The 21,005-nt window shown below is 68.2% G+C and carries 25 protein-coding genes; 13 read left to right on the top strand and 12 right to left on the bottom strand.

From position 1 onward, the window contains the following. The first annotated feature begins 5 nt into the window (after nt 1–5). From EDF47_RS15785 to EDF47_RS15840, 12 genes are all read left to right on the top strand, one after another. Nucleotides 6–413, top strand: a complete 408-nt coding sequence (locus tag EDF47_RS15785) for a hypothetical protein (RefSeq protein WP_131847260.1) — start codon at nt 6–8, stop codon at nt 411–413. Beyond that, entirely contained in the window at nt 413–2,029 is a 1,617-nt protein-coding gene (locus EDF47_RS15790; protein ID WP_131847262.1) for a hypothetical protein, read from the top strand. Before EDF47_RS15785 ends, EDF47_RS15790 begins: the two co-directional genes overlap by 1 nt. Next, nucleotides 2,026–2,304, top strand: coding sequence for a hypothetical protein (locus EDF47_RS15795; RefSeq protein ID WP_131847264.1), 279 nt, complete (start codon nt 2,026–2,028; stop codon nt 2,302–2,304). The genes EDF47_RS15790 and EDF47_RS15795 overlap by 4 nt, the downstream gene beginning before the upstream one ends. Next, nucleotides 2,301–2,582 carry a hypothetical protein gene (locus tag EDF47_RS15800; protein WP_131847266.1) on the top strand — a complete coding sequence of 94 codons (282 nt, stop codon included), beginning with the start codon at nt 2,301–2,303 and terminating at the stop codon, nt 2,580–2,582. The genes EDF47_RS15795 and EDF47_RS15800 overlap by 4 nt, the downstream gene beginning before the upstream one ends. Continuing rightward, entirely contained in the window at nt 2,579–4,159 is a 1,581-nt protein-coding gene (locus EDF47_RS15805) for a hypothetical protein (protein ID WP_131847268.1), read from the top strand. The genes EDF47_RS15800 and EDF47_RS15805 overlap by 4 nt, the downstream gene beginning before the upstream one ends. Next, nucleotides 4,156–4,704, top strand: a complete 549-nt coding sequence (locus tag EDF47_RS15810; protein ID WP_131847270.1) for a hypothetical protein — start codon at nt 4,156–4,158, stop codon at nt 4,702–4,704. Before EDF47_RS15805 ends, EDF47_RS15810 begins: the two co-directional genes overlap by 4 nt. Beyond that, entirely contained in the window at nt 4,701–5,813 is a 1,113-nt protein-coding gene (locus EDF47_RS15815) for a hypothetical protein (protein WP_133938551.1), read from the top strand. Before EDF47_RS15810 ends, EDF47_RS15815 begins: the two co-directional genes overlap by 4 nt. Continuing rightward, nucleotides 5,810–6,031, top strand: a complete 222-nt coding sequence (locus EDF47_RS15820) for a hypothetical protein (RefSeq protein ID WP_131847274.1) — start codon at nt 5,810–5,812, stop codon at nt 6,029–6,031. Before EDF47_RS15815 ends, EDF47_RS15820 begins: the two co-directional genes overlap by 4 nt. Before the next feature lie 17 nt (nt 6,032–6,048). Next, a complete protein-coding gene (locus EDF47_RS15825) occupies nt 6,049–6,552 on the top strand; it encodes a hypothetical protein (RefSeq protein WP_131847276.1) in 504 nt (167 codons plus the stop codon). Between the two features lie 103 nt (nt 6,553–6,655). Further along, entirely contained in the window at nt 6,656–8,266 is a 1,611-nt protein-coding gene (locus EDF47_RS15830; protein ID WP_165901484.1) for a TraM recognition domain-containing protein, read from the top strand. Further along, complete coding sequence (locus tag EDF47_RS15835; RefSeq protein ID WP_131847280.1) at nt 8,259–8,690, top strand: DUF4913 domain-containing protein; 432 nt, start codon at nt 8,259–8,261, stop codon at nt 8,688–8,690. The genes EDF47_RS15830 and EDF47_RS15835 overlap by 8 nt, the downstream gene beginning before the upstream one ends. Before the next feature lie 274 nt (nt 8,691–8,964). Next, complete coding sequence (locus EDF47_RS15840) at nt 8,965–9,465, top strand: GNAT family N-acetyltransferase (RefSeq protein ID WP_165901485.1); 501 nt, start codon at nt 8,965–8,967, stop codon at nt 9,463–9,465. A 636-nt stretch (nt 9,466–10,101) separates the two neighbouring features. Here EDF47_RS15840 and EDF47_RS15850 read toward each other — a convergent pair. The 5 genes from EDF47_RS15850 to mobF all read right to left on the bottom strand — a co-directional run bounded on the left by EDF47_RS15850 (nt 10,102) and on the right by mobF (nt 17,375). Beyond that, nucleotides 10,102–10,860: a DUF4097 family beta strand repeat-containing protein gene (locus EDF47_RS15850; RefSeq protein ID WP_131847286.1), complete on the bottom strand. Its 759-nt coding sequence runs from the start codon at nt 10,858–10,860 to the stop codon at nt 10,102–10,104. 42 nt (nt 10,861–10,902) lie between these two features. Continuing rightward, complete coding sequence (locus EDF47_RS15855; RefSeq protein ID WP_131847288.1) at nt 10,903–11,565, bottom strand: response regulator transcription factor; 663 nt, start codon at nt 11,563–11,565, stop codon at nt 10,903–10,905. Beyond that, on the bottom strand, nt 11,553–12,758 hold the full coding sequence (locus EDF47_RS15860; protein WP_165901486.1) for a sensor histidine kinase: 1,206 nt from the start codon (nt 12,756–12,758) through the stop codon (nt 11,553–11,555). The genes EDF47_RS15855 and EDF47_RS15860 overlap by 13 nt, the downstream gene beginning before the upstream one ends. A 192-nt stretch (nt 12,759–12,950) precedes the next feature. Next, complete coding sequence (locus tag EDF47_RS15865; RefSeq protein WP_131847292.1) at nt 12,951–13,289, bottom strand: hypothetical protein; 339 nt, start codon at nt 13,287–13,289, stop codon at nt 12,951–12,953. A 306-nt stretch (nt 13,290–13,595) separates the two neighbouring features. Further along, nucleotides 13,596–17,375: a MobF family relaxase gene (gene mobF / locus EDF47_RS15870; RefSeq protein ID WP_166673252.1), complete on the bottom strand. Its 3,780-nt coding sequence runs from the start codon at nt 17,373–17,375 to the stop codon at nt 13,596–13,598. 375 nt (nt 17,376–17,750) lie between these two features. On the opposite strand from mobF, the gene EDF47_RS15875 reads away from it, so the two are divergent. Then, on the top strand, nt 17,751–18,191 hold the full coding sequence (locus EDF47_RS15875) for a hypothetical protein (protein ID WP_207896292.1): 441 nt from the start codon (nt 17,751–17,753) through the stop codon (nt 18,189–18,191). A 280-nt stretch (nt 18,192–18,471) separates the two neighbouring features. On the opposite strand, the gene EDF47_RS15880 is transcribed toward EDF47_RS15875, so the two are convergent. The 7 genes from EDF47_RS15880 to EDF47_RS15910 all read right to left on the bottom strand — a co-directional run bounded on the left by EDF47_RS15880 (nt 18,472) and on the right by EDF47_RS15910 (nt 20,841). Continuing rightward, nucleotides 18,472–18,969: a hypothetical protein gene (locus EDF47_RS15880; RefSeq protein ID WP_131847296.1), complete on the bottom strand. Its 498-nt coding sequence runs from the start codon at nt 18,967–18,969 to the stop codon at nt 18,472–18,474. Then, nucleotides 18,966–19,163 carry a hypothetical protein gene (locus EDF47_RS15885; RefSeq protein WP_243834068.1) on the bottom strand — a complete coding sequence of 66 codons (198 nt, stop codon included), beginning with the start codon at nt 19,161–19,163 and terminating at the stop codon, nt 18,966–18,968. The genes EDF47_RS15880 and EDF47_RS15885 overlap by 4 nt, the downstream gene beginning before the upstream one ends. A 17-nt stretch (nt 19,164–19,180) precedes the next feature. After that, a complete protein-coding gene (locus tag EDF47_RS15890) occupies nt 19,181–19,525 on the bottom strand; it encodes a hypothetical protein (protein ID WP_131847300.1) in 345 nt (114 codons plus the stop codon). A 71-nt stretch (nt 19,526–19,596) separates the two neighbouring features. Next, on the bottom strand, nt 19,597–19,845 hold the full coding sequence (locus EDF47_RS15895; protein ID WP_131847302.1) for a hypothetical protein: 249 nt from the start codon (nt 19,843–19,845) through the stop codon (nt 19,597–19,599). Beyond that, the gene (locus EDF47_RS15900) at nt 19,842–20,126 is read right to left on the bottom strand and encodes a hypothetical protein (RefSeq protein ID WP_131847304.1); all 285 of its coding nucleotides are present in this window, start codon (nt 20,124–20,126) and stop codon (nt 19,842–19,844) included. The genes EDF47_RS15895 and EDF47_RS15900 overlap by 4 nt, the downstream gene beginning before the upstream one ends. A 17-nt stretch (nt 20,127–20,143) precedes the next feature. Next, the gene (locus EDF47_RS15905; RefSeq protein ID WP_132100782.1) at nt 20,144–20,587 is read right to left on the bottom strand and encodes a hypothetical protein; all 444 of its coding nucleotides are present in this window, start codon (nt 20,585–20,587) and stop codon (nt 20,144–20,146) included. A gap of 5 nt (nt 20,588–20,592) precedes the next feature. After that, complete coding sequence (locus tag EDF47_RS15910; protein ID WP_131847308.1) at nt 20,593–20,841, bottom strand: glutaredoxin domain-containing protein; 249 nt, start codon at nt 20,839–20,841, stop codon at nt 20,593–20,595. Nucleotides 20,842–21,005 lie beyond the last annotated feature (164 nt).

The raw sequence follows: 21,005 nt of genomic DNA on the forward strand, positions 1-21,005 counted from the left end.
TCCTGATGCGTACCGCGAAGCGTTACCCGGCGAACCTGCCGGACCCATCCACCGTCACCGCCGGCACCGTCGTCGCGTCCGAGGGCTGGGGTCTGTGGGGTGAAGGGCAGGGGTGGCGGCAGCGCACCGGCCGGTTCACCGGCCCCACCTGGACTGCCGTGTTCCTCGAAACACCGGCGCTCCGTGCAGTGCGGCGGAAGGTGACCGACCTGGTGCTCCTGCTGTCGGTCGGGTACATCGCCGGTGTGTTCGGGTGGACCGCTGCTCGAGCCGGGCAGCAGATGACCACCCTCGACATTCAGCTGATCGCCGGTTCCGTCATGGCCGTGTTCGTGTCGCTGCTCGTTGTCGGGTGGGGGCGGTTCAGCGTCGACGACCCCCGTGGGGTGCCGCAGGCAGGGGCGGTGCGCTGATGCGGACCTCACTGATCGGCGGCGACGTCACCCACCGTGGCCTCTTCGGCGGACGGATCTCCAAGACCCGGCTCTGGACCCTGACCGTCGCACTGGTTGCCGGGTTCGCCGCGGCCGCGTTCTGGCAGCTGTGGGGGCTGATCGCGTTGGCGGTGCTGCCGTTGGTGGCGTGGTTCGTCACGATCGACACCGAGAACAACACCGTCCTGCAGCGGAACATCGACAAACGCTCCTACCGCGACCGTGTGCAGCGTGGTCTGACGACGTTCGTCCCATACGACACGGACGGGTGGGACGCACTCACCGACGCGTGGGCGTCCGCACGCGGTCGGAGGGCCCGCCGTGCGGCGGAGCGGCAGATGCACGCGATGCGGCTCACACCTGACGGGGTCGAGGGGATGCTGTGGCTGCGGGAGCGGAACCGAATGCCCGGCATTCAGTGGCACCGTCCGTCGTTCGGGCAGGAGTACCTCGCCGTGGTGTTCAGCACCACCGGGCAGGTCGAGGGCATCGAATCCGACGCCGTCTTCGACGCCTCCGCCGCCGGCTACGAGCAGGTCCTCGCCCAGTTCGGTGCGGCACTGACGCTGCCGAACCGGGTGCAGACGATCTCCCGGATCCTGCCCTCCGACCCCGCCCCGCACGAGGCGTGGCTCGCCGAGCACGGCGACGACAGGGTCCCGGATGAGATCCACGAGTCCTACCGGGAAGTCGTCGACGACATCTCCGCCGCGCAACTGGTGAACCGGCCCATGTTCGTCGTCTGCTGGCCCGTCACGGACCGGTTCGTCGCCCGCGCCGAACGCGCCGGCGACGGCATCGACGGCTGGCTGGCGGTCATGGACCGGGAAATCCGGTCCGTGACGGCGGCGTTCACGGCGGCCCGGTTCCGGAACGTGCACGCCATGACAGCGCGGCAGACCGCCGCGGTGCTGCGGCACCTGCAGCACCCCGGGTTCCCGATGGACCAGGCCGGAGACATCACCCCGGACCGGGCGTGGCTGCCCTCGCAAGAGGACTGGTCCTACATGACCTACGTCGGCGCCCCCGAGGGGCGGCTATCGCAGTCGCTGTCGCGGACGTGCCGGGTGACGGCGAAGGATGTGAAGATCTCGCACCGCACGTCGCTGTGGATGGCGCCGCTGCTCGGCGAGATGGAACACCAGGTCGTCCGCACGATCAGCTTCCACCTCGAGCTGACCCCGCAGGATCACGCCCTGTTCCTCGCAGAGAAGGACCGTGTGTCCGATATGGCGGACGCGAACCGGCGGGCCCGCGGCGGCGGCATCGAAGACACCACCCTTACTGTCGAGCAGGAAGCCGCGAAACGGCGCATCGCCGACCTCACCCCGGGCACCGGGTACGCCGGCGCGAACTGGGTCGGCTACATCACCGTCACCGCGGGGAGTCGTCAGGAGCTCTCCGACGCTGTCGAGGAGATCACCGCCGCAGCATCGAACGCCGGGATCAGCAAGCTGACCTGGCTCGACCCGCACCAGCAGACCGTCGCCGCGTACACGTGGCCCGTCGGCCGTGGCATCGCGTCGTCGAACGCGTCGATCGGGACGCGCGTGGAGAAGCTCGCCGCCGGCAAGGAAGCGAAGGAATCGCTGTGACCCTCGATCAGATCTTCTTCACCGTGTTCGGCGCGGTGTTCTTCCTCGCGTTGGGAACAGCGCTGCTGTCGGCGGTGCGACCGACCATGGGCGCTGCGATCACGTTCCTCACCGCAATCGCACTCAGCATGCCGGCTGCGACCCTGGTGGGGCCGGTGGCGGGGATCTGCGTGTTGGTGCTGCTCCCGTTGGCGGTGCTGTACGGGTGGTCCCGTCGGGCGACGCGACGGCTGCAGCGCCACACCGATGATCAGGAAGCGGCGGAGTCGCTGTGATTGTCATTGGCTGGATCCTCCTCGCCGGGACCGTCGTCCTGATCTTCACCGGCACGGCCCTCTTCGCAGTTGGGTTCTTCACCGGCAACCAGGTCCGCGTGCTCCAAGGGTTCGGCCTCGCGGTCGTCGCCATCGCCGCGCTGGCTATCAGCAACGCCCTCGGTCCGGTCGCCGGCGTGCTGCTGATTGCCGTGACAGCCCTCGCTGCGTGGCTGCTCCGGCGCCGCATCCGGCAGCTCAACACCACCACCCTCGAACAGACAGGACCAACTCGATGAGCGCGACGACGAACAGCCCGAACGAGACGGACGAGCCGTACGAGCCGACTCGTCGTGCTCGGCGCGCAGGGCTGCTGTCCGCGAAGCAGCGGGTCAAGCGGAGCATCCGGTCCGCGCCGGTCGTCGTCGACGACGTCACCGACGAACTCGCCCCCGGGAAGGACGCGCACGGGTTCCCCGTGGCCGCGGACGGCGGATATCAGCCGAAGCGGCGGAAGCTGCTGACCCGGATCGGCTACTACGGCCCGCTGGTGAAGGGTGCGCCGTCGACGACGCGGCAGGTGGAGATCCTCAACCCCGCACCGATCGCGTCGCCGATGGAGTTCCAGGGGCTGCTGTCGGGCATCGAGACGCTGTCGTCGACGCCGGCGACGAACGATCAGTTCGCGGCGTTCCGCGCCGGGAAGGTCACCAGTGCGAACGTGTGCACGATCGGCGATGTCGGGGTGGGGAAGTCGACGCTGATGAAGTGCGACTACGTGCTCCGCCCGTTGGTGTTGAAGGGCCGCCGGGTGGTGGTCATCGACATCAAGCCGTTTACTGGTGACTCCGGGTTCGGCGAGTACACCCCCGTCGCTGCCGCGATCGGGGTCGATCCGATCCGGTTCATCATCGCTGACACGTCCACGTCCGCCGCCCGTGAGGGTGTGACGTTGAACCTGCTCGACAAGCGGCTGCTGCAGACGCAGCTCGTGCCCGGCCCGACCGGCATGGTGCAGATGGTGCAGCAGGCCGCCGCGGTCTTGAACGACAACATCGAGCTGAACCGGTTCGAGAAGAAGGCCGTCCGCGTCGCGGTCCTGCACGCGCTCCGCTCGGCGGAGCAGAAGCGGCGGTCGGCGAACATCCTCGACGTGCTCGAGCACCTCGGGAACATGGACGTCCCCGAGTACGCCGGCCTCAGTTCGTTCGTGAAAGATCACCAGGAGCTCGCCGGCTACGGCGCCCGGATCCTGCTCGAGCGGATCCCGGAAGAGATGCCCGGCCTGTTCGACGGGGACACGTCCTCGTCGGTGGCGCTGGATGACAAGGCGACGTTCTTCGATTTCAGCCAGCTGCCCGAGGACGGGCCCGCCCGGTCGATCGGGATGATGCTCGCCAACGCGTGGACCATCGGCGCGATCCGCACCTCCACGGAGCAGCAGCAGACGAACTTCTGCGTCGACGAAGGCTGGTTCCTTGTCGGCGGTCCCATGGGCGCCGTGATCCGGTCGAACTCCAAGCTGTCCCGCGCGCTGGGGCTGTCGAACGTGGTGAACATTCACCACGTCGCCGACATCCCCACCGATGACCCGGCGATCTCGTTCATCAAGGAAGCCGGCACCCTGCACCTGTTCCGGCAGGCACGGCAGGACGACGCGCAGCAGGCGGCCGCGATCGCGGGCCTGCGCACGGGGGCGTCGGACTACCTGATGACGCTGCCGCAGGGACACCACTTCAAGAAGGTCGGCATCGACGCCGAAACCCGCGTCGCGCACATCCGCTCGAGCCTGGAGAAGAAGATCACCGAGACGAACTACGCGATGGGGATGCTCGAGGACGAGAACGCGCAGCTGCCGAGCCTGGTGGCGGCATGAGCGCCCGGCAGGACCGAGACGTTCCCGCATGGGTGGTCTTCACCGTCGTGTTCGGCGCCGTCGTGATCATCCTCGGCGCCGGGCTTGCTCTCGGCATCGCCCGGCAGACGTCGGTGCCCGCACCGGAACGCGCCGCCGTGACACCGACCACGACAGCGTCGACGGCACCCGTACCACCGTCGGCGCCGTCGGACACGCCGGAGTCGGCGGCCGCCGGCTTCGTGACCGCGTTCACGGATCACCAGGCGCCGGCGGATGCGTGGGAGAAGACGTTCAGCGGCTACCTCACCGAGCAGGCGAAGACCGCCTACGCCGGCACCGACCGGACCCAGGTGCCCGGAATCCGGGTGACAGGAAAGGCGGTCGTCACTGCTGGTGTGTCCGCCGCTCCCGTGCCGGGTAGTGCGGACGATGACGGCGAGTCCGACCCGGTGCCCGCGATCGTCACCGTCCCGACCGACGCCGGTCGGTACACGGTCAACCTGCAGCAGCAGGACGGCCGGTGGCTGGTGGTCTCCGCGCAACTGCCCAGGAGTGGGCAGTGAAGGGCGGGATCCTCGCGGCGATCGCGCTGATCCTCGCCCCGATCCTGCTGATCGTCGGGGGGATCTACTTCGCAGTCGCCGCGTCATCGAACCCGCCCGCCGCGGCCGCAGCCGCATGCGGCACCGCGTCCGGGACGACCGGGACGGTGACCAAGAAGGTGCCGGACAAGGTCGGGCAGTGGGGCCATGACCAGCTGACGGTGGCCGCGCAGCTCATCGCCGCAGCGGAACAGATGCAGGTCAACCAGCAGGCCACCACGATCGTGGTGATGACCGCGATGGGGGAGTCGTCGCTGTCGAACCCGAATCACGGTGACGCGGTCGACAACACCACGATCGGGGTGTTGCAGCAGAACGCCGCCTACGGCACCCGCGACCAGCGCCTCGACATCCCCACCGCGGCGAAGGCGTTCCTGACGAAGCTGCTGCAGGTCGACGGGTGGGAGTCGATGGAGCCGACTCTCGCCGCGCATGCCGTGCAGGGCAACGCCGACCCGTACCACTACGCCGAGTTCTTCTCCCAAGCCCAAGACGTCGTGAGGGCGCTCACCGGGACGGCCACGACGTCGGGCTGCGACGTCTCCGGGGATCAGAAGGAGCTCGCGTCGGTGCTGGCGGCGGCGTGGAAGAAGGGCACCTTCACCGACACGTACCACCCGCAGATGGTGGAGCAGGAGATCCTCCCGATCGTCGACGGCACCACCAAGCCCGGCTGCCAGGTCGACACTCGCATCCTGCAGATCCTCGTCGCCGCCCTCAACCGGTACGGGTCCGTACAGATCTCCGACATGAACCGGCCCTGCGTCGGGATCGGCACGCACTGCACGTCCGGGTCGTTGCACTGCAAGAACCCGGCCGTGGCCGTGGACTTCAATGCCGTCGGCGGGAAGCCGCTCCTCGGCTCGGGCCCGCAGGACATCGAGTTCCTCACCTGGCTCAACACGATCATGCCGAAGGGCTCTCAAGTCGGGCAGGTGCAGTGCCGGCCAAACACGCCGCTGTCGAACTTCCGGCAATTCTCCGACCCGTGCTCGCACCAGCACGTCGACCTCGGCAGCACCACGGAGCAGCTCACCCTGTCCGCTGCGAAGGGGAAGTCCCGCTCATGACGACCACCCAGCCGCACACGGACCCGATCGACCAGGTGCGCCGCGCCGTCGCCGCGTACCAGGCGTCCCGGCAAGCACGGGATGACGCGATCGCGGCCGCCGCGATCGCTGTCGGCCGCGAAGCCGTCGCCGAGGCGTCGGGACTGTCGATGTCCCGCATCCAGCAGCTCGTCACCAACCGCAACCAGGGCGCGTCGACGTCGACGCGGGCCCGCTGACCGAAGGAGAACGCATCATGGCTGTCAAGACGATCTGGCCCGTGGAATACACGTGCGGGCACATCGAGAACCGTGACCTGTCCGACAAGCCTGCCGGGAAGCGGGCAGCGTCCGCGAAGTGGTTCGGTGAGCACCTGGTGTGCGGCCGCTGCTTCAAGCAACAGAACGGCTCCGGCGAATCCGACGCCGACCGCAACGCCCGCCACAAGGAGGAAGCGAAGCAGATCCGTGAGGACGCCAACCGCGACGGCCTGCCGCTGGATCTCGTCGGCACAGAGAAGCAGGTGCCGTGGGCACTGCGGATCCGCGCGGAGCTGATCCGCGGCGCGTACGAGGCGCTCGTCGAGGGCGGGGAGCTCACCGACGCCGACTTCGAGGAGCAAGTCCTCGTGACGGCGCGGCCGCTGGACCGGGCCCGGTGGTGGATCGACAACAAGGACGCCGACGCCGCGGACCTTCCCGAGCTGCTCGCGGATCCCGGCACGATGGACGCCGGCGCATCGACGGAGAACGTCGCATGAGCCACCACACGCATGACACAACCCCAGCAACAGCAGCGATGAGCCCGACGCTGGGGGAGCGGGGCCTGAAGCGATGACCGAGGTGCGGTCAACGCTGGAAACGGTGGCGCTGTTCGCGGTCGTCGTGGCCGCTGCGTACCTCAGCATCCACATCGGCGCCGTGTTCACCCCGACGGGAACGGAATACTCCTGGAACGTCGTGGAGCTGATCGGGCAGTTCATCGACGGCGCGCGCGTGCCCGGTGCGGCCATCCCGATCCTGGCCGTCGTCGCCGCCGCTGTCGTGGCGGCCGCGATCGCCGTCGGACGGCTCGGCCGGATCCGCCGCGAGGAGCGGCAGACCGTCCGCCGGATGGCACCACCGTACGAGTACAAGGCGCTGCTGGAGAAGACGCGCCTTGAGCAGGCCCGGGAGGACCTGCACGAGGATGAACCGGACATCGGCCCGGGTCTGCCGATCGGCGCGGTTGCGACCCGCGGCCGCCACAAGGTGTTCCAGTCGTGGGAGGACGCCGGCGTGCACCTGCACGGCACCCGGCGCGGCAAGACCACGTCCGAGGTCGTCCCGCACTGCGCGGTCGCGCCCGGCGGGGTCATGGTGACCTCGAACAAGCCGGACGGGATCCGCGAGATCCTCGCCGCCCGCCACGGCGCCGGCGAGACCTACGTCCTCGACCCGAACCAGGTGGTGCGCCGCTCGTCGACGCCCGACTTCACGTTCAACCTCCTCACCGACATCCGCACCGACGACGACGCATACGAGCTCGCGGAGATCTTCGAGGCGTCCACACGGAAGGCGTCAGACCGCGGCGGGGACGCGCAGTTCGACGAGTCAGGACGGAAGATGCTCGCCGGCTGCTTCCTCGCCGCCGCGCTCGAGAAGCGGCAACTGCGAGACGTGTACGGGTGGTTGACCCGGGAGAAGGTGACCACCGTCGCCGACATCCTCCGGAGGCACGACGTTGTCGGGCTTGCCGCGACCCTCGACGGGTTCGCCGAGTGGACGGAGAAGACCCGTTCCGGCATGTACGCCACCGCGCAGCGCATGGCCGGCGCCCTGTCGAATGAAGCGATGATGGCGTGGACGGTGCCCACGACGGGAATCCGGCAGTTCGACCCGGCCACGCTCGCTCAGAGCAAGGACACGCTGGTGCTGCTGTCGAAGAAGGGCGGGTCCGCGGCGGCGTTCGTGACCGCGCTTGTCCGGGCGGTGTGCAAGGCCGCCGAGGAGCAGGCCCACGCCAACGGTGGGCGGCTGCGGGTGCCCCTTGTGGTCGAGCTCGACGAGTGCGCGAACGTCGTGAAGTGGCCGGAACTGCCGGAGGTGTACTCGTACTACGGCTCCCTCGGGATCGTGCTGAACGCGTACTTCCAGTCCCCTGCACAGGCGATCACCGCGTACGGGAAGGAAGGGTGGGAAGCGATCTGGTCCGCCGCCCCAATGCGGGTGTTCGGCGGGGGCGTGGTCGACCAGCCGCGGCTGCAGGAGCTCTCCGCGCTGATCGGTGAGTACGAAGAGGTCATCGACAGCGCAACCGGCGCCACCCGGTTGCGTCCGATCCTCACCGCCGGGGCGCTGGGATCGCTGCGGAAGTGGCGGGCCGTCGTCTTCGCCAGCGGCGTCGACCCGATCCTGATTCGAACGAAGCCGTGGTTTCGGAACCTCCGGCTCCGCCGCCGCATCAACGGCGGGAAGAAGGCCCTGAATGTCTGAGATCGAGGCAGTCGACGTGGACGGGGCGGACGACGTCGACACCGGATCGGCGGCGGAGGGCGGGAACCCGTTCCAGTCGATGTTCTACGACTGGGTGCAGGAACGATTCGCCCGGGTGGAAGTCACCGGGTCAGCGCAGCGGGCGACCTGGTGCCCGGAGTGGTGGAAACATCCCGAGGTCGTCGACCGGCTGCAGGCGCTGTGGACCGCACACATCGCCGCGGAGGCGGAGCAGGAGGACGAGAACGGGAACATGGCCGCGCTCTCGGACTGGTGGATCCGGCACTGGGACCCGCACCGTGCCGTGCTATTCGACGCGGCCACCGGGCCCTTCCGGGACTGCAGCATGCAACGCGGACACCTCTACGACGAGGACCGCGGCCAGATCAACGCGATCACACCCGCGAGACCGCCAGAACAGTAGCCACGCATCTCTGACGACGACGGGCGTTGCCTCATGCTGATCACCTAGTCGACGACGGTGGCGACAGTCGGGCTTGGTCAGAGGCGTTTCGACGGTCACGGGTGATCTTCGCTCCGTGTGGTGTCTGGCCGGCTGACAGAATCGTCGGGTGTTGATTCGGACAGCTGTTAGCTCTGAGGTGACGACGTGTGCTCGGCTGCTGGCACGGGCGCTGCAGTCTGACGAAGTTGTGCGTGTGCTGATTCCGGGCCGGAGCCGGCGCGAGGAGCGTCTGGTGTTGTCCTACACGGCCAGCCTTCTCGCGGGTGCCTTCAGGAACGGTCTCGTCGATGTCGTTGAGGACGCCGCCGGGCACGTCATCGGGGTAGCAGTGTGGGAGGCGCCTGGGGCGACGACGTCGCTGTTTAGGCGGCTTCGTTACTTGCCGACGTACGTTCGCGCGATCGGTTTGCGGAACTTGCCAGCGACGACGCGCGCTTCCCGTGTCTACAGCGAGAACCGCCCTCAGACGCCGCACTGGTACCTGGCGGACATCGCGGTGGATCCACGCTCCGCCGGACAGGGGATCGGTTCCAACCTTCTTCAGCACCGGCTCGGATCAATTGATGAAGAGCACGCAGCTGCCTATCTGGAAGCGACAACGCCGGGAAGCCGTCGTCTCTACAAGCGCTTCGGGTTCACCGATCAAGCAAGTATGGGGCTCCTCGCAAGCGGCTACCCATACGCGATGCACCGTCCGGCGACGCAACAGACGACCGGCACGGTCGTTCGGTGAAAACCGGCCAGGGAAGCGGTTGTGTTCCTGCTGAACGCCGTAATCACATCGATCGGGCGAGCCGATGACGCACATCGTTCGTGCAACCTCCGGAGATGCGGAGGCGATTGGCCAGTTCCAGACAACGTGCTGGGAGCAGACGTACCGAGGTGTGATCTCAAATGAGTCGCTCGACGCAACGACCGTTGCAGCGCGTATCCGGCGTTGGGCGAATCGGATCAGATCCTCGTCCCGGAATGTGTTCATGGCTCGCTCGGGGAGTGGGGAACTGCTTGGGGTGGCGAGTACCGCTCGAGCGCTATCAGCGAGCAGCGCTCTTCCCGCGCTGGAGTTGTGCACGATATACGTCGATCAGGGCTCGCACGGGACCGGCATCGCGGACGACCTCTTGTATGCCGCAGTCGGAGCGGAAGACGCTCACCTGCTCGTGTTCTCGTTCAATCAGCGGGCGCAGCGGTTCTACGCCCGGCACGGTTTCTTGCAGAGCGGCCACCGCCAAATCGACCCAGGGACTGGGCTCGAAGAGCAGCAGTGGATCCGCCGTGCGGGTTAGGCCACCGTCATCTGACAACCTTCACGGGCAGCATTCTCGGGCCGGTTCAAATGCGCCCACACCGAGCGTGCTACACCGGTGTGTCAGCGGGTGCGGAGTTCGATGTCGCCGACGGTTGTGGTGAAGCGATACCGGTTTGCTGCGTCCGGGTAGCTGTCGAGGTCGCTGGTGACATCGCCGGCGGTCGTTTCGGTCGTGATCGCGTATCGGCCGGTGGGCAGACGCACGTCCTGATCTCCCGATGTGCTTTCGAGCGATATCGCTGACGGTGCGCGAGACAGATTCAGGGCGGCGTCTCCTTGCGTGCTCTGCATCTTCACTGTGTTGACGGTTCCGACGATGGTGACATCACCCTCCGCGCTCGTCACCGTCACGTCTGCGTAGCTGCCGCGAAGATTAACGTCGGCCGCGGTCGCGGTAACCGTCACCGACGGCTTCGCGTCGGCGGTCGGGAGGCGCAGAGTGAGGTGGGCTCCTTGTCGGACGACGGATAGCTCGGAGAAGCTCCATGCGGGTCCGTCGATAGCAACGGTCAGCTCACCATCCGTGACTTCGTGTGTTTCGCGCAGCTTGGTGTCTCCAGGCACGAACACTAGCTGCGGTTGGTCGATATCGGCGTGCTCCACGACAACGTCTGTCGCTGCCGTCTGCAGTGTCACCCGGTCAAAGTCGCCCTTGATCGAGCTGGTCTGGGATTGGCCCTGCTGGTCGGACGACGCGAGTAGCTGTACGGCGATGAGCGCCAGCAGCGACGCGATGAGTACCGATCCCACTATGAGCAGGAATATGCGAAGGGTGCGCGGGCGTCGCGGGGCCGGGGAGGGCGCGGAGGAGGTGGTCATGGGGTCCTCGATCTGTGGGGTGAAGGCGGATGTGTGTGGAGGTCAGCGGCCGGCGCCGGTGGCTTCGGAGAGGTAGCGGAGCACTGCAAGGACACGCCGATTGCTGGATCCCTCGGTGGGGACGCCGAGCTTGGTGAATACGGCGGAAACGTGCTTCTCGACCGAGCTCTCGGCGATGTGCAGCTCGTTGCCGACAGCGCTGTTTGAGCGGCCCTCGGCCATGAGCTGCAAGACCTGCAGTTCCCGCGGAGATAGGGTCTCCATGCCGTCTGAACGGCGCGACCTGGCGAGGATCTGTGCGATGACTTCAGGGTCGAACACGGTTCCGCCGGCGCCGACTCTTGCGACGTGGCCGAGGAACTCGTCGACCTCGACGACACGGTCCTTGAGTAGGTAGCCGAGTCCCGCGGTGTTGCTCGTGATGAGGTCCGCCGCGTAGCGCTCCTCGACGTACTGCGAAAGCACGAGGACGGCGACGCCCGGGTGCTGCGCGCGGATGAGGACCGCCGCGCGCACCCCCTCGTCGGTGAAGGTGGGAGGCATTCGGACGTCGACGATCGCAAGGTCCGGGGAGGTGACGTTGACGGCGTCGAGCAGCGCGGGTGCCGTGTCAATTGCGGCGGCGACCTCGTGTCCGGCATCGGTGAGGAGTCTGACAAGGCCTGCACGGAGGAGGACAGCGTCCTCGGCGATCACAATGCGCACGGGACCTCCACGGTCACGAGGGTTGGCCCACCGACGGGGCTGTCGGTGGACAGGGTGCCGCCAGCGGCGCGGACGCGGTCGCGCATGCCGCTCAGCCCGCCACCAGGGTGGCCCTCGGAGCCGGCGCCGCCGTGTCCGTCGTCCCACACCACGGTCCGGACGCCGTCTCGCACCTGAGCGACGGTCACCGTGCACTGCGACGCACCGGAGTGCTTGGCCACGTTCGTGAGCGCCTCGGCTACCGCGAAGTACAGCACCGCCTCAATCTCGGGCCGTGGCCGGCCGATGAGCGCGACGTCGACGGTGGTAGGGATGACGTTTCGTGCCGCCACCGCCGAGAGGGCAGCATCAAGCCCCCGGTCAGTGAGGATCGCAGGATGAATGCCCCGTGCGAGCTGCCGCAGCTCCGTGATTGATTCCTTCGCATCGCGGTGCGCCTGGTCGAGGAGCTCCCGCGTGGCCGCGGGGTCGCTGTCGAAACGTGACCGAGCCATACCGAGCGTCATCGCCAGCGCGACAAGTCGGGGCTGCACACCGTCGTGCAGATCGCGCTCTATCCGCTGCCGTTCGGTCGAGGCGGCATCGACGGCGCCCTGTCGAGCGGAAGCGAGGGTATCGATCCGTTCCTGCAGTGCCACGGTTCGGCTCGCGCCGAGGAGCGCGACGGTGAGTAACCGGTCGAGCATGCCAGCGCCTAACACGTACAGCGGCGCCAGGGCGAGAACCACGACACCGGCGACCACCCAGGTTGCGGTGCCGCTTGGCAAGCCCGGCAGGTTCGCGGTGCGAACGATAGCTACGAAGAACGGCACTGCGGCCAGGATGCCGAGGAAGCCGCACCCGAGGACCGCGGACACGAGGTGATGGGTCAGCGCCCGCCACGTCACTGGATCCGCCATGTCAACGAACGCCTGCGCGAACGGTCGGCGCAGACCGGTGACCCGGGTGGTCTTCCGGGTGGGCGGGGTGATCGCCAGATCGAGGAGCGCGACGGCGCGGAGCCGCTCCGACTGCGCGGCACCGCGCGCGACCGCACTGGCGATTACCAGCAGGAGCACACCGACCCCGCCTGCCGGGATCGTCCCGACAGCGGTGACGAACAGTGTCACCAACAGGACGACCCAGATCAGCCCGAGCAACGCGTCGAAGAGGAGGTCCACCGCGGACTTCCAGAGGGCGATCACTTTCTGCACGCCTTCACAGTAGGGGCGACTTCGAGCAACCCTCGACGGTGGTGGCCGCATGACCTGGTGGCGGTTTCCCACCATCCGATGCGCGAAGTCCTGACCCGGGAGCATCGATATCCGGCTACGGCTGGTACCAGCCCTGGGGCAACGTAGGAGAGACCCAGGCGCTGTCCACATATATATCTGACATAACGGCGATTATCGGCGTAGCCAGCGCGAACGCTGCAGGGGAGCCGGTGCAGGGTTTTCCACTTCGAGATACGCCTCGAGCCAAGCGCTCGCGATGGCATGGAGCGCGGCTCGATCGCGGGCGATCACCCAGGCAAGGAAAATCGCACCGAGGACGATCGCACCGATGGTGATGAGGAGTTCGCCGCCGCTGTGCAGCAGGCTGTCCATGCCGGTGAGCGCTGCGCTGAGGGTTGTCTTGGCGTCATCAAGTTTGCCTACGTCGTTGAGAGCGTCGGATCGGACCTGCGCGTCACGCGCGGCGGAGACGCCGGACTGCATGAGGAAGATCGTGTAGGTGCCGATCAAGCCGGTGAGAGCAACGATCGCGGTGAGCCCCGCGCCGAGGACTGTGCCGGGAAGGGCGCTCCCAGCCGCGACCGCTCTGTTTCGGAGGACCGCGCGGGCTTCAGCTCGCGCGGAGTCGCTTGCGGCCCGATACGCCGTGAGGCGCTGCTCGAACGCCCGCAGATCCGAGTGGACATGCTCAGGGGTTCTCGGAAAGGCTCTGCGCCACCAGCTCAGCACGTGCCGACCCACACCCACCAGGACAGACCACAACACCCCCACGCGAGCATTCTGGCACCACCCGCCAACCCAACTGCCCGGTCCGCGTTAGCGTTCTCGTTCATTGTCGCGGCTCGGCGGCTTCGGGAGGTCGCGGCTCGTCGTGCTGTCGTCCGGCCGAACGGTCGGCACCTGCCGGCCGTGAGCCTGTTCCCACGCCTCGCGGCGTCGCCGAGCGTCGTCGGCGTTGCGGCCACGGATCGCAGCAAGGCGGTCCTTCCGGTCCGCTGCCTGCTCACGAAGGCTCTGTGACTTGTGCGACGCGACAACACGTTCCTGCAGGTCCTTCCCGACGCCCTCATCGCGTCGACCGACGGGGATGGCCTGGGTCTCCGCGAGGGGGACGTTGTGGCGGTCGCGGAAGGTGTCGACTTCCGCGGCGAGCCGCACCCACGCCGCTCGCCGATCGGGCTCGGCGGGCACGGAGCCGAGCTGCGCTGCCCAAGCGGGCTGCTCAGCGGCCATCGCTTCACCGCGCTCCATGAGACGGGCGCGGAGGTGGTCGTGGCGTTCCTGGAGCTCGTCCCGCCATGCCTGCGGGAGGTGGGGCGACCGGATGGGTGCCGTGTCGGCGATCCACGTCGGGACGGCCCGTTCGACGGCGGGCTGTGGGTGTTCCTGTTTCCACTGCTTCGTGAGGGCAGTGATGCGGGAGCCGAGTGCGGCTGGGACGTTGTCGACGTCGTCGACGGGACGTTCTGTCCATGCCCGGTAGAGCACGTCGGCTGGGTCGAGCCCGGCCCGCTCCGCGCGGCGCATTGCGGTGACGGTGACACCCCAGGTGTCCTCGCCACCGAGGGTGTTAGTGACGTCGGGGCCGAGCGCTTGTTCCGCGGCTGCGGTGAAGCGGATCCGGTCGGCCTGCTGGGTGAGGTCGGCGTACTGGTCGGCGAGGGTCACGATGCGATCCGCGTCGCGGTGGGTGATCCGCAGCTGTTCGCGTGCGGTGAGGTTCGGGTCGACGTTCCCGGCGATCTTCGTCAGGACGTCGCGCATGTCCTGGCCGGGTTCGGTGATGACGGCGAAGGTGTTGCTGTGGCGGCCGCGGGTCCCGCCGACGTACGCGGCGTTCCGGGTGGTGGATGCGTCGACGATTTGCCACATGGTGTCGCCGGTGTTGCCCTGCTCGCCGTGGGTGGTGCGTGCGTAGCCGAGCTGGGTGTGGTCTTTGACGTAGTCGGCGGGGAGGCGGAGCTTTCCGCCGTGGCCGGCGTGGACGACGTCAAGGGATCCGTCCTGGTTCACGTGCTTCACGGTCCAGCGGTCGCCGTTCTTGACGAACTCCCGTCCCCGGAGGGTGCGCTGCTTGTAGTCGTTCTTCCGCGTCACGATCCGGTCGCCGGCGTGGGCTTGGAATCCGTCCATCAGATTCGCCCCACGGCGGCCGGACACCTCGCCGGTAGTGAACCGGTACGCCTGGGCGCGGGCGTTGAGCTCGGCGATCTGCACACGGGTCGGGGCGGCCATGAGGGCGTCGAGCCCCTGGTCGATGTCCTGCTGCCAGCCGCCAAAGACGTGGTCGGCCATCCGGTCCGCGTCCCCGCCGACGACGCGGTCGTTGGCGAGATGCCACGCCCACGGGTCCTTAACCGTCGGGTCGCGCAGGAGCAGGGTGGCGGCGGCTTCGTCGGGGTTGCTGAACCGGTGGAGCTCGTCGAGGTATGTGGCGCCGACTTCGTGCTCGAGGAGGCGGAGCATGCCGCCGGAGGCGACGGCGTCGAGCTGCTTGTCGTCGCCGATGAACCGCACGTGCGCGCCGGTGAGCTCGGCGATGCGGACGACTTTGGCGAGGTTCACTGTGCCGGCCATGCCGGCTTCGTCGACCACGATCACGTCCCCACGAAGCAGGTCGATGTCGCCCGTGATGGACTTCGCCTCGAGCAGCTGCTCGAGGGTGGTGCCGACGAGGAACTTGTCGAGCGTGACGGCGCGGATGCCGACGGCGTCGGACATGACCGCGGCCGCCGCGGCGGACGGGGTCAGACCGATCATGCGGCCGCCTTCGGCTTCGATCGCACGCGCGGCGACCTTCAGCGCGGTCGTCTTGCCGGTGCCGGCGGGCCCGACACCGACCAAGACCCGCAGGGGGTCGCATGCGAACGCCGCGGCGAGAGCGGCCTGCCCGTCGTCGAGGTGCGCTCCGTGTTCCGCCCGTGCGGCGGCGAACGTCTCCGCGCGAACGGGGCCGATGGTGCGATCTTTTGCGGCGTCGAGGATGATCGCTTCCGCGTCGAACACGGCCTGCGAGGAGAACACCACGGCACCCTTGGAGGCGTATGGGGAGGATCCGTCGCGCATCGCGACGGGCTGGAACGCGCCGTGCGCCGGCGGCGGGGTCAGGCGGATGGAGTGGCCGTCGATGACGGTCTTCGTGATGACCGCGGCACCGGTCTTGCCGTCCAGGCCCGGCATGCCGCGGTGTTCGTTCACCCACTGCTCGGCGGCGATCTGCACGTTGTTGACGCCCCACATGGACCGATCCTCGGACACCCTCGCGAGGATCGCCCGTGCGGCGTCCTCCGGGTCGAACGGGGTCTCCTGGTCAGAGCCGAGACCGCGGCCGAGGAGCGCACCGACCTCGAGGTCCTGACGTCGGGTGCTCTTCCGGGCGGCGGTGAACCAGGTCTTCGCGACCTCGGCGACGGGGCGGCTGTGCTCCTTCTTCGGCCGCGTCGCGAGCACCGCCTGCTGGGCGATCTTGCGCCTCGTGGCACGGTCAGGTGAACGGCCGTGGTCGCGTCGGTAGTCCCGCTCGAGGTCCGCGGCGACCTTCCGGGAGTCACGCGATCTAGTGGACGATTCGGCGATCAGGTCGTCGCTGACGCCCGCGAGCTCCACTACCGGGGGGTCACCGGCGCGGAGGACACGGGCGCGGGTGGTGGCGCCGGTCAGTTCGCAGACGTAGTCCATGACGGCACGGTTGTGGATCGCCGCGGCGGCCATCGCCTGCCGGTGCAGCAGCTTCGAATCCAGGGTCCGCCACTTCCCGTCGGAGCCGAGGACACGGTTCGCGACGACGACGTGGTCGTGGAGCTGCGGGTCCCCGGAGCGGGAGTCATGGTGGCGGAACTTCGTCGCGATCAGCCCACCCTCGACGTCGAGCTGGCGGACGCCGTTCACGCCGGCGCGGGTGGCGATCGCGTTCTCCTCAAGCCACGCGATCGAGTCAGCGATCGCGCGCTCCTGGGCCTGCTCGATGAGCCGTGCGGTGGCGTGGTCGTCCTGCGCGATCGCGGCAGCCCACGCGATCGACACCGACTTCGGCGGCGAGAACGTCAAGTCGATCCCCGAGACGGTGTTCCGGTCGGAGCGGGTCGCGGCGGTGATGAACTTCCCGAGTTCTTCGCCGTCTGCAGGCGGTCGGCCGTTCGCCTCGCGGAACGCCTGCGCACCGACAGCGGTGCGCAACTGCGCGCGTTCCGACGCGTCGGGCTCCCGGTGCCGGGTGCGCTCGAACCGGTCCTCGGCCTCCTTGATCGCGGCCGCAAGCTTCGTCGACGACGCCGACATGCGGTGCGGCGCCCGGCCCAGCCGGGCGTCCTTCTCCGCGTCCTCGTAGCTCTTCCCCGCCTCCATAGCGCTCGCGACCATCGCCTCCGCGTCCGGGTGCAGACCTTCACCGAAGAGGGCCTTCATCTGCGCCTCGGAGACCTCACCGGCCATGCCGAGCAGACCGATCCCGCCACCGACCCACTGCCCCGGAGGGTTCCCCTCGACGGTGTAGTAGTCGCCGATCTCCCGGCCCTGCGCACGCCGCACGTCGCCGGTCGCGACCTCCGACGTGTAGTACGTGTAGCCGTCACCCGTGGACAGAACGTGCAAGCTCATCGTCATCAGCAGCCCCCCAGAGCGGGACGGTATGCGGCGGCGAACATGCGGCAAGGGTACCCCACTCATTCATAATGCCTATGGTGTGACAGCTAGTGGACCGAAGGATGAGGGGAACTTGCACGCGAGCTAGAGTGAGCGCGGATGCTGGTTGAGACCATGAAACCAGATGCTTCGACGGCTGAGGACCGAAGACTGTCGTTGCAGCTGGTTGGGAGTGCGTCGAGGGCAGCATCCGAGCCAGAACCGCAGTCCGGTTCTGGCTCGGATGAACACGGCCCGGCGACCGCCGGTCCGCTTCCGGCCGCTCACGGTCGGTGTAGTGGCCGTTAGGTCGTGACAGGGCGGCCGGGCGGATGATTGGGAGAGATCGACATGGCCGAGAACCGGAAGTCAGCGAAGCAGACCGCTGCCCGTAAGGCGGCGCGGGAACAGGCAGCGCAGCGCGCCGCGGAGTTCCGCCGCCGGCAGGAGCAGCTTGAAGAACTCGCGGTCGAATACTTCGTTGCCGTCGACGCAGTCGCGGGCATCGAGGCGGCCGCGGAAGAGCGCATCGCCGCGATCCGTGCCGAGACCGAGCAGCAGGTCGAAGCGTCCCGCGCGGACGCAGCCGACATCGTCGGGCAGATGCTCGACACCAAGGTCACCCGCGACGAGGTCGCCGAACGCCTGGGCCTGCCCGTGCGCGAGGTGAAGCGCCCCAAGCGGGGCACGGCCACGTCCACTGCTGAGCGGCCGGACGAATTGCCGGCGGTCGATGACAGCGCACGAGCGGACGAGTGCGACGTCGATCGCGGCGAAGACCCGGCCGCGTGATCATGACTCTCGCCGCGTGCGGTTTCGCCGGGCCGCTCAGGTAGGGGGGGCGCACGGTGGCTGCCCGCTCAGCAATGATCGTGAGCTGCGACGCGTTCGGCTGCGATCGCGTCATCATTCCGATCGCGACGGCCGACGACACCAGCAGTCGCGCCGAAGCACGATCGTTCGCACGCGAACACGGATGGTCGACCGCGGACACCTCCAGCAGCTACACCGATCTCTGCCCCACACACGCGGCCACCCCACGCGTCGGGTAACGCACGCGGCTGGGCTGCGTTCACCAGAGAGTCGGTGTGTCCGACTCGATCCCGGTCTTGTGCGCGGCGATCGCGGCGGGATCCCAGCCGTGCTCGCGGAACGCCGCCCGGAGCGCACGCGACAACCGCACCCGCTCCGCACGCGCGATGCCCGCCGTGCGGATCGCGGTCGACCCGTTGCGGTGCCGTCCGCGCTGCACCCGCTCGAGCATGTTCCCCCGATGCGTTCCCGTCGCCAGGTGCGACCACTCCGCGTCAACGTCGACGTGCACACACAACGGCACGTCACACGCGTGCAGCAGCAACACCTCCGGCAGAAGCGCGACACCGGTCAGATGCTCGTACAGCCACCGCTGCGGCCGCATCGCCCGCTGGCCACCGTCGGGTTGCGGGACCCAGAAGCGGCCGTACCCGTCGTCACCGATCGCGCCCGTCCAGATCCAACAGTCCGCCGCTCCCGGCCCTTTGACCACGTGCGACCAGAACCGTTCCGGAGCGGCCGACGTCGACCTGGTCACGTGTCGGCCCCGCCCCGGTCCTGTTCGGCGTCAAGGTGCGCGAGCCCGGCTGCGAGTGCGGCGTCGACTGTCATCGTCTCGGCGGCGACGCGACGGACGTACTCGCGGAGTACCGGGTCCGTGACCTGATGGCCTGCAGCGCCGAGCGCCGCGTCCGCGAACTGCACCCGCCGGTCCACCTCGGCCGCGGACACACCACCACGATCACCACTCATGCGCGCCCCGCAGAATCGGACGGTTCAGCGTCGTCGGGATCCACCCAGTGCAGTAGCCGCATCGACGCACCCTGGTAGCGGCCCTTGTTCGCATGGATGGCGCAGTCATGGTTGTCGTGGTCGTACGCGGCCCGGTAGTACCGGTCGGCGTCGAAGTCCGCAGCGTTGAACGCGTTCCACGCCGCGTCCACCTCCGCCTGCCGTGACTCATACCCCCACCGTTGCCCCTGCCGGAAGATCGCCCACTCCCGCGCGGTGAACTCCCCCATCGGGGTCTCACCCGAACCGCGATCCGCGGGCGGTGCTGCCAACTCGTCGAGATCCGCCGGCGCCGCGAACACGTCCGGAACCAACGGCTGAGGCTCCCGTGTCTCGGCTTGCCGTGCGAACGTGAACGTGGGCTGCGCTGACATCAGGACGCGAGACCGTGGAGCGGTTCCGGGACGGCCGAGCACACGGCCCACACGTCGGCGTCGTAGGCGCGGAGCTCGTCGCCGTTGATCAGCTCGATTCGGCCGTCGGCGGTGAGGCCGTGGAGGGCGCCGGTGACGAGTTCGTGCTGCCACTCCCCCTCGAGGGGGAACCAGCGGATCAGTCCGATGATCTCCCCTGCTGGGATCTCGAACCCCTGCACGCGGACTCGCTTCCGTCCGGCACTCACCGCGGTGCTTCCTGGTCGTCGGCGGAGGGGTGCTGGTACTCGACCCACACCCGGTGGGAGGGTGCCGCCTCGATGCGGTGCCGCCATGCGGCGGTCTCGGCGCGTTCGGCCGCGGTCACGTCGAGGCGCGCGAGGGCGTCGATGTGCTGCAGCACGTCCCGGCGGAACTGCTCCGCGTCGTGCACCCGGATGTGCGGTGGCCGCGCACGAGCAGACGCACGCTGCAGCTCCCGCGACACCGGCCGGGAACGCAGCCACTCGTCGTCGTCGCTTGTCACCATCGTTCTAGTGTCCCTGCTCATGCGCGGGCGTACTGGGGGAACATCCGGTCGATCGCTGCATCGTGGCGGGCGGCGCGGTCGTGCTCGCCGCGGAACTGAGAGATCTCCGCGAACGTCGGGTCCGATGCGAACGGTTCCGCGGGTGCGGGTCGGCGGCACAATTCGGCGTAGTACCGGTCGGCGTCGTGCTCGGCCTGCTCGAGGCGGGCCCGCAGCGAGGCGACCTCGGCCATGAGCTCCGGCGCAGCCATCTGAAACCCGACCATGAACCCGGCCTCGTAGACCTGCCGCTGCTCGTCGGACAGTTCCCATCCGTGGACGTGCTCGGTCGGGTCGGCGGTGGCCTGGTCGATGGCGCGGAACGCGGTGACGGTGTCGCCGGCGTAGAGCTCGTCGACGGCGGCACGGGTCGCCGGCTGGATGACGTCGGGGCGGACGGTGGTCGGACGTTCGAGGGTCATCGACATCACGCGGCCGCGCTCGAGGCGAGTTCGCCGATCTTGTCGGGGCGGAACCCAGACCATGCGCCAACTTCCGTGTCGGTGATGACGATGGGGGCGTTCATGCCGAGGGTGGTCTTCCACTCGTCGATCTGCGCCTGGTCGACGTCTTCGAGGTGGGCTTCGGTGTACTCGATGCCGGCGGATGCGAGAGCACGCTCGGTGGCCTTGCACATGCCGCAGAACCCGGACTTGGTGTACACCGTGATGCTCATCGAAATCACCTTTTCGTAAAGTTTGTGATGCCGGGGGACTCTCCCCCGTTGCATGCTTCTATTCTATAACACGCGGGCCTATATGGGTAGCCTTTTTCGCACATTCTTCTACTATTTTTTACCGGGCGGCACTACTGCTGGCAGGTTGTTGCATATGCATTATC

It is taken from the genome of Curtobacterium sp. PhB190 (assembly GCF_004365385.1).
Taxonomy (GTDB): domain Bacteria; phylum Actinomycetota; class Actinomycetes; order Actinomycetales; family Microbacteriaceae; genus Curtobacterium.

Bases quoted from the DNA above. Each gene is read 5' to 3' on its own strand.
- EDF47_RS15785 (WP_131847260.1), top strand. From the start codon at position 6: ATGCGTACCGCGAAGCGTTACCCGGCGAACCTGCCGGACCCATCCACC.
- EDF47_RS15790 (WP_131847262.1), top strand. From the start codon at position 413: ATGCGGACCTCACTGATCGGCGGCGACGTCACCCACCGTGGCCTCTTC.
- EDF47_RS15805 (WP_131847268.1), top strand. From the start codon at position 2,579: ATGAGCGCGACGACGAACAGCCCGAACGAGACGGACGAGCCGTACGAG.
- EDF47_RS15810 (WP_131847270.1), top strand. From the start codon at position 4,156: ATGAGCGCCCGGCAGGACCGAGACGTTCCCGCATGGGTGGTCTTCACC.
- EDF47_RS15820 (WP_131847274.1), top strand. From the start codon at position 5,810: ATGACGACCACCCAGCCGCACACGGACCCGATCGACCAGGTGCGCCGC.
- EDF47_RS15825 (WP_131847276.1), top strand. From the start codon at position 6,049: ATGGCTGTCAAGACGATCTGGCCCGTGGAATACACGTGCGGGCACATC.
- EDF47_RS15835 (WP_131847280.1), top strand. From the start codon at position 8,259: ATGTCTGAGATCGAGGCAGTCGACGTGGACGGGGCGGACGACGTCGAC.
- EDF47_RS15850 (WP_131847286.1), bottom strand. From the start codon at position 10,860: ATGACCACCTCCTCCGCGCCCTCCCCGGCCCCGCGACGCCCGCGCACC.
- mobF (WP_166673252.1), bottom strand. From the start codon at position 17,375: ATGAGCTTGCACGTTCTGTCCACGGGTGACGGCTACACGTACTACACG.
- EDF47_RS15875 (WP_207896292.1), top strand. From the start codon at position 17,751: ATGGCCGAGAACCGGAAGTCAGCGAAGCAGACCGCTGCCCGTAAGGCG.
- EDF47_RS15900 (WP_131847304.1), bottom strand. From the start codon at position 20,126: ATGGTGACAAGCGACGACGACGAGTGGCTGCGTTCCCGGCCGGTGTCG.
- EDF47_RS15905 (WP_132100782.1), bottom strand. From the start codon at position 20,587: ATGACCCTCGAACGTCCGACCACCGTCCGCCCCGACGTCATCCAGCCG.
- EDF47_RS15910 (WP_131847308.1), bottom strand. From the start codon at position 20,841: ATGAGCATCACGGTGTACACCAAGTCCGGGTTCTGCGGCATGTGCAAG.